This window comes from Oleispirillum naphthae (assembly GCA_027864655.1).
GTDB classification, from domain to species: domain Bacteria; phylum Pseudomonadota; class Alphaproteobacteria; order Rhodospirillales; family Rhodospirillaceae; genus Oleispirillum; species Oleispirillum naphthae.
This window is the reverse complement of record JAQAZG010000003.1, coordinates 55,883-71,237: the sequence shown is the minus strand read 5'-3', so window position 1 is coordinate 71,237 and position 15,355 is coordinate 55,883. Positions and strand designations below refer to the sequence as shown.

Annotated in this window: 14 protein-coding genes; 6 read left to right on the top strand and 8 right to left on the bottom strand. The window is 67.8% G+C overall.

Annotated elements, in window-relative coordinates; all coding sequences use genetic code 11:
* Nucleotides 1-132 precede the first annotated feature (132 nt).
* From holA to O7R11_RS04725, 4 genes are all read right to left on the bottom strand, one after another.
* Nucleotides 133-1,170, bottom strand: a complete 1,038-nt coding sequence (gene holA / locus O7R11_RS04740) for a DNA polymerase III subunit delta (protein WP_337996342.1) — start codon at nt 1,168-1,170, stop codon at nt 133-135.
* 4 nt (nt 1,171-1,174) lie between these two features.
* Entirely contained in the window at nt 1,175-1,792 is a 618-nt protein-coding gene (gene lptE, locus O7R11_RS04735) for an LPS assembly lipoprotein LptE (protein ID WP_337996341.1), read from the bottom strand.
* Between the two features lie 22 nt (nt 1,793-1,814).
* Nucleotides 1,815-4,403 (bottom strand): leucine--tRNA ligase, encoded by a 2,589-nt coding sequence (gene leuS, locus O7R11_RS04730; protein ID WP_337996340.1) that lies wholly within the window; start codon nt 4,401-4,403, stop codon nt 1,815-1,817.
* A gap of 101 nt (nt 4,404-4,504) precedes the next feature.
* Nucleotides 4,505-5,068 carry a DUF3576 domain-containing protein gene (locus O7R11_RS04725; RefSeq protein WP_337996339.1) on the bottom strand — a complete coding sequence of 188 codons (564 nt, stop codon included), beginning with the start codon at nt 5,066-5,068 and terminating at the stop codon, nt 4,505-4,507.
* Between O7R11_RS04725 and O7R11_RS04720 the strand changes: the two genes are divergently transcribed.
* From O7R11_RS04720 to O7R11_RS04705, 4 genes are all read left to right on the top strand, one after another.
* Nucleotides 5,067-5,210 (top strand): hypothetical protein, encoded by a 144-nt coding sequence (locus O7R11_RS04720; RefSeq protein WP_337996338.1) that lies wholly within the window; start codon nt 5,067-5,069, stop codon nt 5,208-5,210. The genes O7R11_RS04725 and O7R11_RS04720 overlap by 2 nt on opposite strands.
* 160 nt (nt 5,211-5,370) lie before the next feature.
* Nucleotides 5,371-6,558 carry a porin gene (locus O7R11_RS04715; RefSeq protein ID WP_337996337.1) on the top strand — a complete coding sequence of 396 codons (1,188 nt, stop codon included), beginning with the start codon at nt 5,371-5,373 and terminating at the stop codon, nt 6,556-6,558.
* A 463-nt stretch (nt 6,559-7,021) separates the two neighbouring features.
* Nucleotides 7,022-8,215: a porin gene (locus O7R11_RS04710; protein ID WP_337996336.1), complete on the top strand. Its 1,194-nt coding sequence runs from the start codon at nt 7,022-7,024 to the stop codon at nt 8,213-8,215.
* 279 nt (nt 8,216-8,494) lie between these two features.
* Nucleotides 8,495-9,628: a porin gene (locus tag O7R11_RS04705; protein ID WP_337996335.1), complete on the top strand. Its 1,134-nt coding sequence runs from the start codon at nt 8,495-8,497 to the stop codon at nt 9,626-9,628.
* Between the two features lie 47 nt (nt 9,629-9,675).
* Here the strand turns inward: O7R11_RS04705 and O7R11_RS04700 are convergent, their stop codons facing one another.
* A complete protein-coding gene (locus O7R11_RS04700; protein WP_337996334.1) occupies nt 9,676-10,281 on the bottom strand; it encodes a thiamine phosphate synthase in 606 nt (201 codons plus the stop codon).
* 25 nt (nt 10,282-10,306) lie between these two features.
* Here O7R11_RS04700 and O7R11_RS04695 point away from each other — a divergent pair, with 25 nt between their 5' ends.
* The gene (locus O7R11_RS04695; RefSeq protein ID WP_337996333.1) at nt 10,307-10,990 is read left to right on the top strand and encodes a YggS family pyridoxal phosphate-dependent enzyme; all 684 of its coding nucleotides are present in this window, start codon (nt 10,307-10,309) and stop codon (nt 10,988-10,990) included.
* Between the two features lie 180 nt (nt 10,991-11,170).
* Here O7R11_RS04695 and O7R11_RS04690 read toward each other — a convergent pair whose 3' ends face one another.
* Nucleotides 11,171-12,256, bottom strand: coding sequence for a hypothetical protein (locus O7R11_RS04690; RefSeq protein ID WP_337996332.1), 1,086 nt, complete (start codon nt 12,254-12,256; stop codon nt 11,171-11,173).
* A gap of 125 nt (nt 12,257-12,381) precedes the next feature.
* Nucleotides 12,382-13,557 (bottom strand): GTP cyclohydrolase II, encoded by a 1,176-nt coding sequence (ribA, locus tag O7R11_RS04685; protein ID WP_337996331.1) that lies wholly within the window; start codon nt 13,555-13,557, stop codon nt 12,382-12,384.
* Between the two features lie 147 nt (nt 13,558-13,704).
* Here ribA and O7R11_RS04680 point away from each other — a divergent pair, with 147 nt between their 5' ends.
* On the top strand, nt 13,705-14,373 hold the full coding sequence (locus O7R11_RS04680) for a response regulator transcription factor (protein WP_337996330.1): 669 nt from the start codon (nt 13,705-13,707) through the stop codon (nt 14,371-14,373).
* A 184-nt stretch (nt 14,374-14,557) separates the two neighbouring features.
* Here O7R11_RS04680 and O7R11_RS04675 read toward each other — a convergent pair whose 3' ends face one another.
* Complete coding sequence (locus O7R11_RS04675; RefSeq protein WP_337996329.1) at nt 14,558-15,355, bottom strand: alpha/beta fold hydrolase; 798 nt, start codon at nt 15,353-15,355, stop codon at nt 14,558-14,560.

Sequence of the window (15,355 nt, the reverse complement as noted above, 5' to 3'; positions counted from 1 at the left end):
GGGTCACGGACCCCTCGACCCCGGTTTAATCCACGCAAAAGGGGGATAGAAATATCCCCCTTTTGCGTGGATAAGTCATGGGATCCAAGGGCCCAAGGCCCTTGGTGGGGTCCAGGGGTGAAACCCCTGGTCCTATCTCCGCCGTGTGCGGTTGGCGAGGGCGGCGATTTCCATGAGGCCGCGCTGGGTGACGAGGTTGGCGGGGATGCCGGTGGATTTGCACTGGCGCTCCACCTCGACGAGGCGGTCGAGCGCGGCGAGCAGGGTGGGGCCGGTCCAGGCCCCGAGCTGGCGGCGGAAGGTTGTGGCGTCCTTGAAGAAGACGGCGGGACGTAGCTCCTTCATCGCCTGGTCGGGAGGGGTTCCCGCATCCACCGCGCCGCGCGCCTGGAGCAGGCGGTCGAAGTGGCGGGCGACGCCGCGCAGGATGGCGATGGGGGAGTCGCCCGCGGCGAAGAGGCGGTCGCAGATTCCCTGGATGGCTTTTTGCGCGCCGTCGGCGACGGCGAAGGCGAGTTCGAACACCGAGTGTTCCGACTGGTCGCCGCAGCAGGCGCGGACGTCTTCCGGCGTCAGCGGCCGGGTTTCGTTGCCGAGGTAGAGGCGGAGTTTCTCGACCTCGGCCTTGAGGCAGGCGGTATCGTCGGCGAGCCGCGCGGCGAGTTCCTCCAGGCCTTCGCGGGAGAGCGTCACCCCCGCCTCGGCGCACGCTGTGCGCAGCGCCGCGAGAAGCTGCGCGCCCTCCGGCGGATAGCAGGCAAGGGCTGCGCCCACCTTTGATGTTTCGAATCCGGAACGGAGTTTGGAGCGCGGCGGCAAGACCCCGGCGGTGACGATGAGCAGCGCCTCGCCCACCGGCCCGGCGAGGAAGGAGAGCACGGGCGCGGCCTGCGCATCGGTGAGGCCGGAAACCCGCACCACCCGCTGCCCGCCGCCGAAAGCGAGCGCGGAGCATTCGTCGAAGAGGCGGGCGGGGTCGTCCTTGAGCGCCGTGGGCGGGATGTCGGCGACGCGGAAGGGGTCGTCCGGGTCCGGGCAGATGGCGCGGGAGAGGGTGAGCGCGCGCTCCCGCACCTGGCCTTCGTCCGGCCCGTGGAGGAGCACGGCGCGCACCGCCGGGTCGGGGCGCCGGATGAAGGAGTCGGCGGCGCTGCCCGCAAGTTTGCTCATGATTTCAGGGCCTTGCCGGGCGGCCCTGGGGCAATGCCGGGGCAGGTTTGACGGGCGGGAGGACTTCCGGATAACGGTCCGGGTATTTGAAATAGAGGGCGACCTGGCGCGCGATGTCCTCGGCGGCGAGGCGGGCGGCGCGGGCGGTGGCTTCCTCTTCCGAGACGTAGGTGGCATAGAGCGCATCGGTGTTGTTCTTGCGCGCCACCGCCAGGCTGGTGCCTGCCAGCAGGATGCGGGAAGGCGTGTCTTCCTTCGACCATGTGGTCAGGGTGAAGTCGGCGGTGATGGTGATGTCGATGCGGATCGCCGAATCGTCGAGGCGGGTGCCGCGCGACACCGAGTTGGCGGTGTATCTCACCTGTAGCGCATAGGCGGGCGGCAGGTCGGCGCTGGTCGGATTGAGCCGACGGGAGAGCTCGCCCCGCATGATTTGGCCGGTGCGGTCGGGAATCAGGCCGACATGGATGCGCGCCAGCTCCGGCAATGCCTCGGCGTTGGTGCCGCGTGCATCCAGCGGATGAAAGCCGCAGCCGGCAAGCGCGGCAAGCAGGCCCGCGGCGGCCGCGCCGAGAAGGACGCGGCGGACGGGATGCGGGACGCGGAACCGGGCTGTGCTCATGGATGCGGACTCCTCGCGGGCGTCAGCCGACGATGTTGACGATCTTGTCGGGCACCACGATGACCTTCTTAGGCGTGCGGCCACCGAGGTGAGTCTGCACCGCGGAGAGCGCCATGGCCAGGGATTCCACCGTCTTGGCGTCTGCGCCGACGGCGGCCTCGAGGGTGGCGCGCAGCTTGCCGTTGACCTGCACCGCGAGCGTCACCGTGTCCACGGCGAGCCAGGCGGGGTCCGCCTGCGGCCAGTCGGCAGCGGAGAGCGGCTGCGGGTGGCCCAGCGCCTGCCAGATTTCCTCTGCGATGTGCGGGGTCATCGGTGCGATCAGGCGCAAGAGGGTTTCCAGCGCGAAGCGGTAGGCCGCCGGCGCGCCCGCGTCTTCCGGCTTGGTCGCGGCGATCTGGTTGGAGAGCTCGCGCAGCTTCGCCACCGCGGTGTTGAAGCGCAGCCTGGCGAGGTCGTCGGTGACCGCGGCGATGGTGCGGTGCGCCATCGCCATGGTTTCCTTGGCCGAACCGGCGAAGGAGACGCTTGCGGTCTCCGCGCTTTCGGCAAGCGGCACGGCGGGGACCGCGGCGAGACGCCAGAGGCGCTGGATGTAGCGCCAGGCGCCGTCGATGCCCGCCTCCGTCCATTCCAGGTCGCGGTCGGGCGGGCTGTCGGAGAGCATGAACAGGCGGGCGGCGTCCGCGCCGTAGGTCTCGATGATGTGGCCGGGATCGACGGTGTTCTTCTTCGACTTGCTCATCTTTTCCGAGCGGCCGAGGGAGACCGGCGCGCCGGAGGCGATTTCCACCGCCTGCTCGCCGCGCTTTTCCACTTCCGCCGGGTAGAGCCAGCCGCCATTGGCGGCGCGGTAGGTCTCGTGGCAGACCATGCCCTGGGTGAACAGGCCCTTGAACGGCTCGTCGATGCCGAGGTAGCCGCAGGTCTTGAGCGCGCGGGTGAAGAAGCGCGAATAGAGCAGGTGCAGCACCGCGTGCTCGATGCCGCCGATGTACTGGTCCACCGGCAGCCAGTAGTCCACCGCGGCGCGGTCGAAGGCCGCGCCCTCGTTCTTCGGGTCGCAGAAGCGGGCGAAGTACCACGAGGACTCGAAGAAGGTGTCGAAGGTGTCGGTCTCGCGCTGCGCGGGTTTGCCGCACACCGGGCAGGAGACGTTCTTCCAGGTCGGGTGGTTGGCGAGCGGATTGCCCGGCTGGTCGAAGTTCACGTCCTCGGGAAGGCGGACCGGCAACTGGTCGTCCGGCACCGGCACCACGCCGCAGTGCGGGCAGTGGATCATCGGGATCGGGCAGCCCCAGTAGCGCTGGCGCGAGACGCCCCAGTCGCGCAGGCGGAACTGCACCGTGCCGGAGCCGCGGTTTTCCGCCGCGAGGCGGCCGATCGCGGCGCGCTTCGCCTCGGCGACGGCGAGGCCGTTCAAGAAACCCGAGTTGATCGCCACGCCGTCGCCGGTGAAGGCCTCGGCCCCGGCTTCCAGCTGTGCGGCGAAGGCGGCGGCGTCCTCGTCCTTGGGGGCGACCACCGCGGTCACCGGCAGGCCGTATTTGCGGGCGAAGTCCATATCGCGCTGGTCGTGCGCCGGGCAGCCGAAGATCGCGCCGGTGCCGTATTCCATCAGCACGAAGTTGGCGACGTAGACCGGCAGGGTGCGCGCCGGGTCGAACGGGTGGACGACGGAGAAGGGGGTGCGGTAGCCCATCTTCTCCGCGGTTTCGATCGCCGCCTCGCTGGTGCCGACCGCATTGCAGGCGGAGACGAACTCGCGCAGCGCCGGGTCGGTCTCCGCCAGCTCCTTGGCGAGCGGGTGGTTCATCGAAATCGCGCAGAAGGACGCGCCGAACAGGGTGTCGGGGCGGGTGGTGAACACCTCGAGCTTGCCGTCGCGGCCGACCAGGTCGAAGAACACCCGTGCGCCCTCGGAGCGGCCGATCCAGTTGTGCTGCATGATGCGCACGCGGTCCGGCCATTCGGTGAGGGTTTCCAGGGCTTCCAGCAGGTCGTCGGCGAAGGCGGTGATCTTGAGGAACCACTGCGCCAGCTCGCGCCGCTCCACCGCCGCTCCGGAACGCCAGCCCTTGCCGTCGATCACCTGTTCGTTGGCGAGCACGGTGTGCTCCACCGGATCCCAGTTGACCATGCTGGTCTTGCGGTAGGCGAGCCCGGCCGCAAGGAAGTCCAGGAACATTTTCTGTTCGTGGCGGTAGTAGTCCGGCTCGCAGGTGGCGACCTCGCGGCTCCAGTCGATGGAGAGGCCGAGCGGCTGGAACTGCGCCTTCATCGTGCTGATGTTCTCGCGGGTCCATTTCGCCGGGTGCACGCGGTTCTGGATCGCGGCGTTCTCCGCGGGCAGGCCGAAGGCGTCCCAGCCCATGGGGTGCAGCACGTTGTAGCCCTGGGCGCGGCGGAAGCGCGCGATCACGTCGCCCAGGGTGTAGTTGCGCACATGGCCCATGTGGATGCGCCCCGACGGATAGGGAAACATCTCGAGCACGTAGCACTTCGGCTTGGCCGAGGCCGCCTCGGCGGCGAAAGCGTCGGTTTCCGCCCAGTAGGCCTGCCACTTGGGTTCCGATTCGCGGAAATTGTAGCGTTCGTCCATCCGCGTCATGATCGCGATACCAGCCTTTCTTCAGTCTTATTCTTTATAGACGCACGCCGGTCCCGCATGGCCGAACGGCCGGGACCGGCGGGCAAAGGAGGGAAGAGGGTTTACTCCGTGGCGCCGGCCTGGGCGGCGATGCGCATCTTGCGGGCGCGGGTGAGCACGGTGTTCTCCAGGTCGGTGACGACGTTCGCGTCCACCGGGCGGTCGGCCCAGTTTCCGGTTTCGTCCTTGACCTGGCGGAAGGCGGCGATCTTCAAGCCGTCGGCGCGCAGCGAGCGGCCCATGATGAAGACGTTGAGCTTGAAGCGCTCGCTCGGGGTTTCCGCCGGGGCGTACCAGTCGGTGATGATCACCCCGCCGAACGGGTCGGCCGAGGCGATCGGCATGAAGCTGATGGTGTCGAGCGAGGCGCGCCACAGGAAGCTGTTGATGCCCAGCCCGCCGCCGCCGCCCTGGTTGGCGTCCTTCTTGGATTGGCCGAAAATGTCCAGCCCCTCCTTGCCGAAGACGCTGTCCGGCCGTTTGTCGCCGGGGTGGTAGATCTTTTTGCCGTAGCTTTCGGGGTAGGCGTATTCGGTGTTCGGGCTGTCGCAGCCGGAAAGAAGGCTGCCGAGCACAAGACACGCCGCCGCCACGCGGAACCGGGTTGCCGATCGGGAAAAGGTCATGAATATCGCCATCGTCAAGGTTGCCAAAACGAGCGGAAAACGCCGCGACAGTTTGTCGCGGCACGAGCGGATCGTCCAGCGGGAAAATGCCCTTTGTGCCGCGGAAGAAAAAAGGCGGGCGCGGCAAGCTGGTCGGCATTAAGGCATTAGTGTGTCATCAGCGCCACACCCGGGGCCAGAAATGCCCTTCTTGTGGCGTTGCGCGTTGACGGGGTGGGGGTGGTCATGACTTTCTTGTCGGCGAGCATGGTTCCGCCGAGTGGGGTCGGGACCGATTCAGTCCTATCGAACGAGGGATAGACATGAAGAAGATTCTTATCGGCACCACCGCGCTGCTCGCCGCTGGTGCTTTCGTTTCCACCGCCCAGGCGTCCGACCCGATCAAGCTGCAGCTTGGCGGCTACATGGAATACTGGGTGGCCGGCGCCAGCCAGGACGGCGATTACAAGGATCGCGTCGCGGTCAACAACTTCGACGTGGCCGGCGAGTCCGAAGTGCACTTCAAGGGTTCGACCACCCTCGACAACGGCATGAAGATCAGCGTCCAGGTCGAACTGGAAGCCGGTTCGAACAACAACGATGTCGGCGGCCAGAACGACGTCATCGACGAGAGCTACATGACTCTCGAAGGCAAGTACGGCAAGGCGATCATCGGCTCCGAGAACGACGTGGCGTACCTGATGCAGGTTGACGCTCCGGAAGCCTCCGAGATGGGCGGCGCCTATGCGTCCTCTGAAGGCGACATGTTCACCTACCTGCCGTCCGGCGTGAACGTTCTGGATACCAAGCTGAACGGCCTCAGCGACCAGAACAAGATCAGCTACTTCACGCCGAAGTTCTACGGCCTGCAGGGCGGCGTTTCCTACACCCCGTCGAACAACGGCAGCGGCGACGACACCTTCCGCGGCGCGGTCTCCGGGACCAGCCTCGACGGTGCCGCCACGTCGGAAGACATCCTGAAGCGCGCCGGTCTCGATGACGCGTGGTCCTTCGGCCTGTCCTACGCCAACACCTTCTCCGGCGTCGGCGTGAAGGCGACCGCGGGCTACATCGTGATCGACGATGCGACCGCCAGCCGCGTCACCCCGGCCCTCCACAACCAGGACACCGAGATCCAGGAATTCGCCGGTGGTCTGGCCGTGTCCTACCAGGGCTTCACCGTCGGCGGCGGCGCGAAGCGCCGTATCGCCAACGCGAACACCGTCTATGCCGCGACCGACGGCGTGGCGTGGAACGCCGGCGTGATGTACGCCGAGGGCCCGTACAAGGTGTCCCTCAACTACCTCAACTCCTCCGTGGTCGCCGCTCGCGGCGTTGCCGGTGAGGACGAGGTCGATGCGTGGCGCGTCGGCGCGAGCTACACCATGGGCCCGGGCGTCATCCTGTTCGGTCAGGTGGCGTACCTCGACTCCTCGGATGAGCTTGCGACCGTCAAGACCGACAACGAAGGCGCCTTCGGCGGCGTCGTCGGTCTGCACCTGAACTTCTAATCGCCGATCCTCGGATCGACTGTGCGCGGGGCGGCCCTTGGGCCGCCCCGTTGCTTTTTCAGCGGGGTTTTTCCCGTAAATCCAGCAGGTTGAACGGAACCGCCCGCACGGCCGAACGCCGGAGCGGGGCGCGCCGTTTTATGAGCGGAAGCGCCGCAAACCCCGCCCCATATATGGCGAGAACATGTCACACACTGTGGCGTAATCGTGTCACAAAAGACACACTAAGGCGGGCCGCCACAAATATCAGGCGTAACACATTATAAAAGAAAGAGATTTTTGACGACCGCCGACCCGCCGACCCCTACGAGTGTTGCCATACGGCAACACACGGGGTGGGAAACGCCCCCGAGGCGGTCTTGCGCGTTGACGGGGCGGGGGCGGCCATGACTTCCTTGTCGGCGAGCATGGTTCCGCCGAGTGGGGTCGGGACCGATTCAGTCCTATCGAACGAGGGATAGACATGAAGAAGATTCTTATCGGCACCACCGCGCTGCTCGCCGCTGGTGCTTTCGTTTCCACCGCCCAGGCGTCCGACCCGATCAAGCTGCAGCTTGGCGGCTACATGGAATACTGGGTGGCCGGCGCCAGCCAGGACAGCGACTACAAGAAGAACTCCGCGGTCAACAACTTCGACGTGGCCGGCGAGTCCGAAATCTATTTCAAGGGTTCGACCACCCTCGACAACGGCATGAAGATCAGCGTCCAGGTCGAACTGGAAGCCGGTTCGAACAACAACGATGTCGGCGGCCAGAACGACGTCATCGACGAGAGCTACATGACTCTCGAAGGCAAGTACGGCAAGGCGATCATCGGCTCCGAGAACGACGTGGCGTACCTGATGCAGATCGACGCCCCGGAAGCCTCCGAGATGGGCGGCGCCTATGCGTCCTCTGAAGGCGACATGTTCACCTACCTGCCGACCGGCGCGACCGTCTCCGTTCTGGATACCAAGCTGAACGCTCTCAGCGACCAGAACAAGATCAGCTACTTCACGCCGAAGTTCTACGGCCTGCAGGGCGGCGTTTCCTACACCCCGTCGAACAACGGCAGCGGCGACGACACCTTCCGCGGCACGGTCTCCGGGACCAGCCTCGACGGTGCCGCCACGTCGGAAGACATCCTGAAGCGCGCCGGCAACGATGACGCGTGGTCCTTCAGCCTGACCTACGCCAACACCTTCTCCGGCGTCGGCGTGCAGGCTTCCGCGGGCTACATCACCATCGACGATGCGACCGCCAGCCGCGTCACCCCGGCCCTCCACAACCAGGACACCGAGATCCAGGAATTCGCCGGTGGTCTGGCCGTGTCCTACCAGGGCTTCACCGTCGGCGGCGGCGCGAAGCGCCGTATCGCCAACGCGAACACCGCCTATGCCGCGACCGACGGCGTGGCGTGGAACGCCGGCGTGATGTACGCCGAGGGCCCGTACAAGGTGTCCCTCAACTACCTCAACTCCACCGTGGTCGGCTCCCGCACGACTGCCGGTGACGACGAGGTCGATGCGTGGCGCGTCGGCGCGAGCTACACCATGGGCCCGGGCGTCATCCTGTTCGGTCAGGTGGCGTACCTCGACTCCTCGGATGAGCTTGCGACCGTCAAGACCGACAACGAAGGCGCCTTCGGCGGCGTCGTCGGTCTGCACCTGAACTTCTAATCGCCGATCCTCGGATCGACCGTGCGCGGGGCGGCCCTTGGGCCGCCCCGTTGCTTTTGGCGGCGCGCCGGGAGGCGCGGCACGCGAACGAACGCCCGTTTTTTGGGCAGGAGCGGTTTTTGATTAAAAATGTGTGATATTTTAAGCACACACCGCCATGGAAATGTCGATAAGCGTTGATCGGCATTGCCTGGTGTCCGGCCGTATGATTTTTTCTCAATGTTGGGCTGAAGGAACCCGTAGCCGTGGGATCCGGTGACAATCAAGAGGGAACGCGTAATGAAAAAGATTCTGTTTGGAACGTCCGCTCTTTTGGCGGCGAGCGCTCTGGCCTCCGCCGCCCAGGCGTCGGATCCGATCAAGCTGAAGCTTGGCGGCTTCATGGAATACTACATGGCCGGCGCCAGCCAGGACGGCGACTTCAAGAAAGGCACGGCCGTCAACAACTTCGACGTGCAGGGCGAATCCGAAATCTGGTTCGTCGGTTCGACCACTCTCGACAACGGCATGAAGATCAGCGTCCAGGTCGAACTGGAAGCCGGCTCCGACGGCGATGCCTCCGGCGGGGACAATATCGACGAAAGCTACATGACCATCGAGGGCAACTACGGCAAGCTGATCGTCGGTTCGGAAGACAACGCCGCGTACCTGATGCGCGCCGCCGCGCCGAATGCCGCCTACACCGAGGTGGATGACGTCGCGATTCCGCGCTACCTGTCCCGTCCCGCCGCGGTGACCGACAACATCACCGACCTCGGCTTCGACGGCGACGCCAACAAGCTCAGCTACTTCACGCCGAAGTTCTACGGCGTGCAGGCCGGTGCGTCCTATGCGCCGTCCAACAACACCGTGGGTGACGACGCCTCCGCGGTTTCCGAAACCGTTACCCGCGCCGCCGACTTCGATGAAGCCATGGCGCTCACCCTGAGCTACGACAACACCTTCGGCCCGGTCGGCGTTCTCGCCACCGCAGGCTACACCATGGCGAACGGCCGTCATGACGCCGCCGCCGGCACCAAGTCGTCGAAGGATGCCTCCGACTGGGCGGTCGGCCTGAACCTGACCTACGGCGGATTCACCCTGGGCGGCGCCTATCGCGGCATCAACGCTCCGGAGTCCACCGCCTCTGCGTCGGCCGACGGCTTTGCCTGGGATGCCGGCCTGATGTATGCGGAAGGCCCCTATGCGGTGTCCCTGAACTACCGCAAGTCCTCCGCCGAGGGCGCCACCAACAACAAGGGCAAGGACATCATCGACACCTATGCCGTGGGCGCCAAGTATGCCCTGGGCGCGGGCGTCGATCTGTTCGGCCAGGTCGCCTATGCCGACTACAAGGACGGCGATTCGGTCACCCCGGCCAACAGCAACGATGGGGCTTATGGCGGTGTGGTGGGTATCCACCTCGACTTCTGATCCGGTTTCCGGATGAAACGGGAAAGGGCGGCTCCGGCCGCCCTTTTTCATGCCCCGCGCAGGGCGAGAACCCAGTCGATTCCCGCGATCCCGACGCACGGCGTGGAAACAAGCGCCCGCGCCGTCTTCGGCGTCACGCCGCCCAGGGCATAAACCGGCACGCCCGCCGCCCGCGCCCAGGCGCGGAAGCGCGAAATCCCGATCGCAGGCGCGCCGGGGTGGCTCGCCGTGGGGAACACCGGCGACAGCAGAACCGCATCCGCCCCCGCCGCCGCCGCCGCGCGCACCGCCCGCGGCCCGTGCGCCGCGGCGAACAGCAGCGCGCCGCCGTGCCGCCGCCAGGCCCGCGCCTCGCGCTGCCGCGCCGCCGCATCGTCGCGCAGGTGCAGCCCGTCGGCGGAGAGAAACCGCGCCTCCGCCGCCGCGCCCGCCCAGAAGAAGGGAACCCCCAGGCGGCGGCACGCCGCCCGCGCCGCCCAGCCGCGCGCCGCGTCGCCGCCGCGGAAAACCAGGGCGGCGCGGCGCGGGAAGCGGCGCAGGAAAGGCACGGGATCGGGCAGGCGCGCGCGGTCGCTCATCGCCAGAAGCGCGGGCAGGCGCGCATCCCCGGAACGGGCATTGAGCCGGAAGGCGACGGTTGTTATGGTGCGCAACGGAATGAATCCGGGAGCTCTTATCGTGTCAGCCACTATCGAGGAAAACCTCGCCGCCGTGAAGGCGCGAATCGCCGCGGAGGCCGAGGCCTTCGGCCGCGACCCCGCCGCCGTGCGCCTCGTCGCCGTTTCCAAAACCCACCCGGCGGAAACCGTCGCCGAGGCCCTGAACGCCGGGCACCGCCGGTTCGGCGAAAACCGCGTGCAGGAGGCCGCCGCCAAATGGCCCGGCCTGCGCGCCCGCTATCCCGGCATCGAACTCCACCTCATCGGCCCGCTGCAAAGCAACAAGGCGCGCGAGGCGATCGCCCTGTTCGACGCGATCGAAACCCTCGACCGCCCCAAACTCGCCGAAACCTTCGTCCGCCTGCGCGACGAAGGTCTCGCCCTGCCGCGCCTCCTGGTTCAGATCAACACCGGCTGCGAACCCCAGAAGGCCGGGGTGCTTCCCTCGGAGGCCGATGCCTTCCTGGATCGTTGCAAAACCGAATGGAACTTGCCGGTGGCCGGGCTGATGTGCATTCCCCCGGTGGAGCAGGAACCCTCGCCTCACTTCGCGCTGCTGCGCAAGATCGCCGAACGCCACGGCCTGCCCGAACTCAGCATGGGCATGAGCGACGACTACCCCATCGCCGTCACCCTGGGGGCCACCCTCGTCCGCGTCGGCTCCGCCATCTTCGGCGCCCGGGCGTATCCGGCGGCGGGGTAAAACAAAAACCTTGCGAGGGGTCTTGGACCCCTCGCGCACCCCATAACTTTGGTTTTTGCGCGTAGCGCCGTATGACCATCACGCGGCGTGATGGTTAATGGCCGCTGCGCGGCGAAAACAAGTCAGGGGGTCTGGGGCCCGCGGCCCCAGCGGGGTCCGGGGTGGAACCCCGGCCTGGTTTTATCGCCCGGAGCCGGTATCGGTGGCGGCGATTTCCGGGATTTCGGCGGCGGGGCTGAGGGTCTTGGCGGCGCCGTACTTGTCGAGCGCCTGGTTCATCGCGCTGTAGAACCACATGTTTTCCGTCCCGGCGGGGGTGTTTGCGGAGCCGATCCCGGCGGTTTCCTTGGCGGTGGCGGCGGTCGTGGCGGCCTCGGCGTTGCTGTGGACGGCGATGACGTCGCGCACCATGTCGGGGGTCAGCCCGGCGGCGCGCATCGCCGCTTCCGACAGGCCGGGCGGCAGCTCGGCGGCGGAGGAGGTGAGCGCGGCGCGGCCGACGGTATCGGCGCGCAGTTCGCTGAGGGGTTTCGGGGAGTCGGCATAGGCGTTGCGGCGCTTCGGCGGCGCGAAGGATTTTGCCGAAACCCCAGGCGCGGATTGCACCGCGGCGGCGGTCTGGGCCGCCGGACTCCACGGCGGCAGGGCGGCGGGCTCTTTCGCCGCGGGTTCGGCGCGGGCGAGGCGCGCGGGTTCGGCGGCGGCCTGTGCCGTGGCTGCGGCGGTTTCCGTGGGAGAGGCGGATGCGGATTTCTGCAGGTAGTCCCGCGCTGCCGCGGCGGCGGCCTCGAGTTCGGCGGCGTTGGGGTCGCTGGGCTCGATGGAAACGCTGAGGGCGGCGTAGGCGGCGCCTTTTTCGTCCGGTTCGCCTTCGATCATGGCGAGAGCGTTGCCGCCGAGATCCTTGCCGGTGAAGCCTTCGACCGCGACGTCCACCGACGCGGCGGCGAGCCCGACCGGGCCGCCGAACAGGGTGCCGCCGATCAGCTTGATGCCGGGTTTGATGGTGTCGCCGGTGAGTTCGCGGTAGATGCTGTTGACCACCGGGATGTGCTGCAACGGGTTGAACACGTCGAGCACGTCCCAGAAGCTCAGGCCGTCGTCGCCGAACAGGGAGAAGGACGAACCGCCGGACGCGCCGGTCTTGTCCTTGTCCTCGTCGTGCGCGGACTTCTTCAGCTCGACCTTGCCCTGCGGCCCGAGGTTCAGGGTGTCGCGGGTCAGGGAGCGTGTCAGTCCTTGCGTCTGTGTGGCGTCGATGGTCATACGCATGCCTCCGCCAAGGAGACAGCAAGCCCGGTGCCAAACTCGTATCTTATTGAAAAACGCTGGAAATCAGGGGGAGAATCGGCCCGCCGCGGTGGCCGGACAGGGAAAGAATTGCCGGGCGGTCAGAAAAGATGACCGCCCTTGGTGCGCTTCGCCTCGAGGTAGGAGCGGTTGTGGTCGTTGGAGGGGAAGACGTGGGGCACCCGCTCCACCACCGCGACGCCGTGGCGGGCGAGCGCCTCCACCTTGGCCGGATTGTTGGTCATCAGCCGCACCTGGGAGAAGCCGAGCTGGCGCAGCATCGCCGCGGCGGGGAGGTAGATGCGCTCGTCGTCGTCGAAGCCGAGCTGTTCGTTCGCCTCCATGGTGTCGAAACCCGCGTCCTGCAGGGTGTAGGCGCGCAGCTTGTTGACCAGGCCGATGCCGCGGCCTTCCTGCGCCATGTAGAGGAGAATGCCCGCGCCCCGCTCGCCGATTTCCTTGATCGCGCCGCGCAGCTGGTCGCCGCAGTCGCAGCGCAGCGAGCCCAGAAGGTCGCCGGTGAAGCATTCGGAGTGCAGGCGGGTGAGCACCGGGGCTCCGGGTTCCGGCTCGCCGATCAGCAGCGCCAGGTGCTCGATGCCGCCGTCGGACGGACGGAAGGCGATCACCGTGGTTTCCAGCGCGTCGGCGAGCGGCACATGCGCCCGGCTTACCGGTTGCAGGCTGAGCGCCAGCAGGTGTTCGTGGTGCAGCACGTCGGCGGCTTCGGCCCAGAGCAGCGGCAGGGCGGCGGCGCGGTCCGGCGTCACGTCCACCACCGCGGCGGCGGGCATCAGGCGCGCCCGCTTCATCAGGTGCACCGCGGCGGCGGCGAGGCCGTCGGCATCGGCGGCGCGCACGGTGATGCCCGGCGCGGAAAACGGCCCGGCGGCGATGGGATCGACGGCGGCGGCGGCAAGGTCGGCGATCACCGGCAGGTCGCCCTCCACCACCACCACCTTCGGCGGCTCGGCGGCGTCCTCCGGCCACAGGCCGAGCACCACGGCGCGTCGGCCGGTCATCGCCAGGCGCGCCGCGCCGCCCGCGGTTTCGGCAAAGGCGGCCAGAGGGTCGCGGCCCGCGGCCTCCAGCGCCAGCACCGCCACCGCGCGGCCCGCGGCGCTGCGGCGCAGGCCCGCCATCGCGCCGCGCCGCACGTCATCGACGATGCGGTTGACCGAGAGCAGGGCATCGGTCTCGGGCAGCCATGCGGCGGTGCCCTCCGCGGAGGGAGAGAGGACGAGGCCGGGAAAGGAGAGAATGGGACGGGACATCATCGCCACTATCGGAAAAACAGGAGGGGACTGTAGACAAAAACCGGCGGGACGGAAAGCCCTGGTCCGAGTCCGGCGGACTCGCTATATCTGAATCCCGGTGCAACATATGTTACCACGCACCGGGAATGTAAAGCGCCGGAGAGGGGTATGGCGGGCCGTCGGGTCTTGATTATCGAGGACGATGCGGTGCTGAGCCGCTCCCTCAGCGAGCAGATTCTGGCCCAGGAGGACTTCGCCCTGGTGGAGACCGCCGCGTCTGCGGGCGATGGCGCGGCGATGGCGCACGCCCGGCGCTTCGACGCGCTGATCGTCTCCGCCGCCATGGGCGGGCTCGCCTTCGCGCGGTCGCTGCGCGCCGAAGGGGTGACCTGGCCGCTGTTGATTCTCGGAGCCGAGGCGTCGGACGACTTCTCCGGGCTCGGCGGGGTCTGCGACGGGCTGGCCAAACCCTTCCGCATGGGGGTGCTGCTGGCGCGGCTGCGCGCCCTCATCCGCGTCTTCGAGAACAGCGACGAGGCGGTGCTGACGATCGGGCCCTATACCTTCCAGCCCGCCTCCAAACACCTGGTGGAAGACGACGAGCGGATCATCCGCCTCACCGAGAAGGAAGCCTCGATCCTCAAATACCTCTACCGCGCGGGCGACGCGGTGGTCTCGCGCGAGGTGCTGCTGCACGAGGTCTGGGGCTACAACCCGGCGGTCACCACCCATACCCTGGAAACCCACGTCTACCGCCTGCGCCAGAAGATCGAGAAAGACCCCTCCAACGCCAGCATCCTGGTCACCGACGCGGGCGGCTACCGCCTGGTGCCGTAAGGGTAAAACGTTGCGAGGGGTCTCGGACCCCTCGCGCACCCCATAACCTTATTTTTGCGCGTAGCGCTATAAAGCCATCACGCGGCATGACGATCGATAGCCGCTTCGCGGCGAAAAACTTATGGGGTCTGAGGCCCGAGGCCCCGGCGGGGTCCAGGGGCGGCGCCCCTGGCCTGGTGTTGTCTCACCCGAGAAAACCCGCGATCAATCCGGCCACCGCGTCCGGCTGTTCCGCCGGGGCGAGGTGGGCGGCGGCATCGAGGATTTCGACGCGGCCGTGGCGCACCCCGGCGGCGAGCGCCTGCTGCGCCGCGGGCGGGGTGGCGAGGTCGTCGCGGCCGCCGATGGTCAGGACCGGGGCCTCGATTTCCGCGAGGCGGGCGCGCACGTCGAAGGCGGCGAGGGCCTCGCACACTCCGGCGTAGCCTGCCGCATCGGCGGCGCAGAGGGACTCGAGCAGGGCGTCGGCGGTGGCCGGGTCGCGTTCGGGGAAGCCGGGGGCGAACCAGCGCCCGGCCGAGGCCTCGCGCAGCACCGCGCAGCCTTGGGCGCGCACCAGGTCGGCGCGCTCGCGCCAGCCTGCCGCCTCGCCGATCTTGGCGGCGGAGTTGAGGATGACGGCGCGATCGATGCGGTCCGGCGCGTCGAGGAGGAGTTGCAGGCCGATGCATCCCGACACCGAGACCCCGGCATAGAAGAAGCCCTGTCCGGTTGCGCCGCTGCGCGCCTGGAAGGCATCGACCGCGGCGAGCACGGCGCGGGCCAGGGTGGCCATGTCGGCGGCGGGCGCGGCCTTGGCCGAAAGGCCGTGGCCGGGCAGGTCGAAGCCGAGCACGGTGAAGCGGCCTTCGAGGCGCTGCGCCGCGGCGCTCCACAGCGCCGCCGCGGAGGTGCCGAGCGACGGCCCGACCACCAGGAGCGGCCGCGCCGCGGCCTGCGGCGCGCCGAGTTCGGCGGTCAGAAGAAGGGGAAGCTGGGTCAT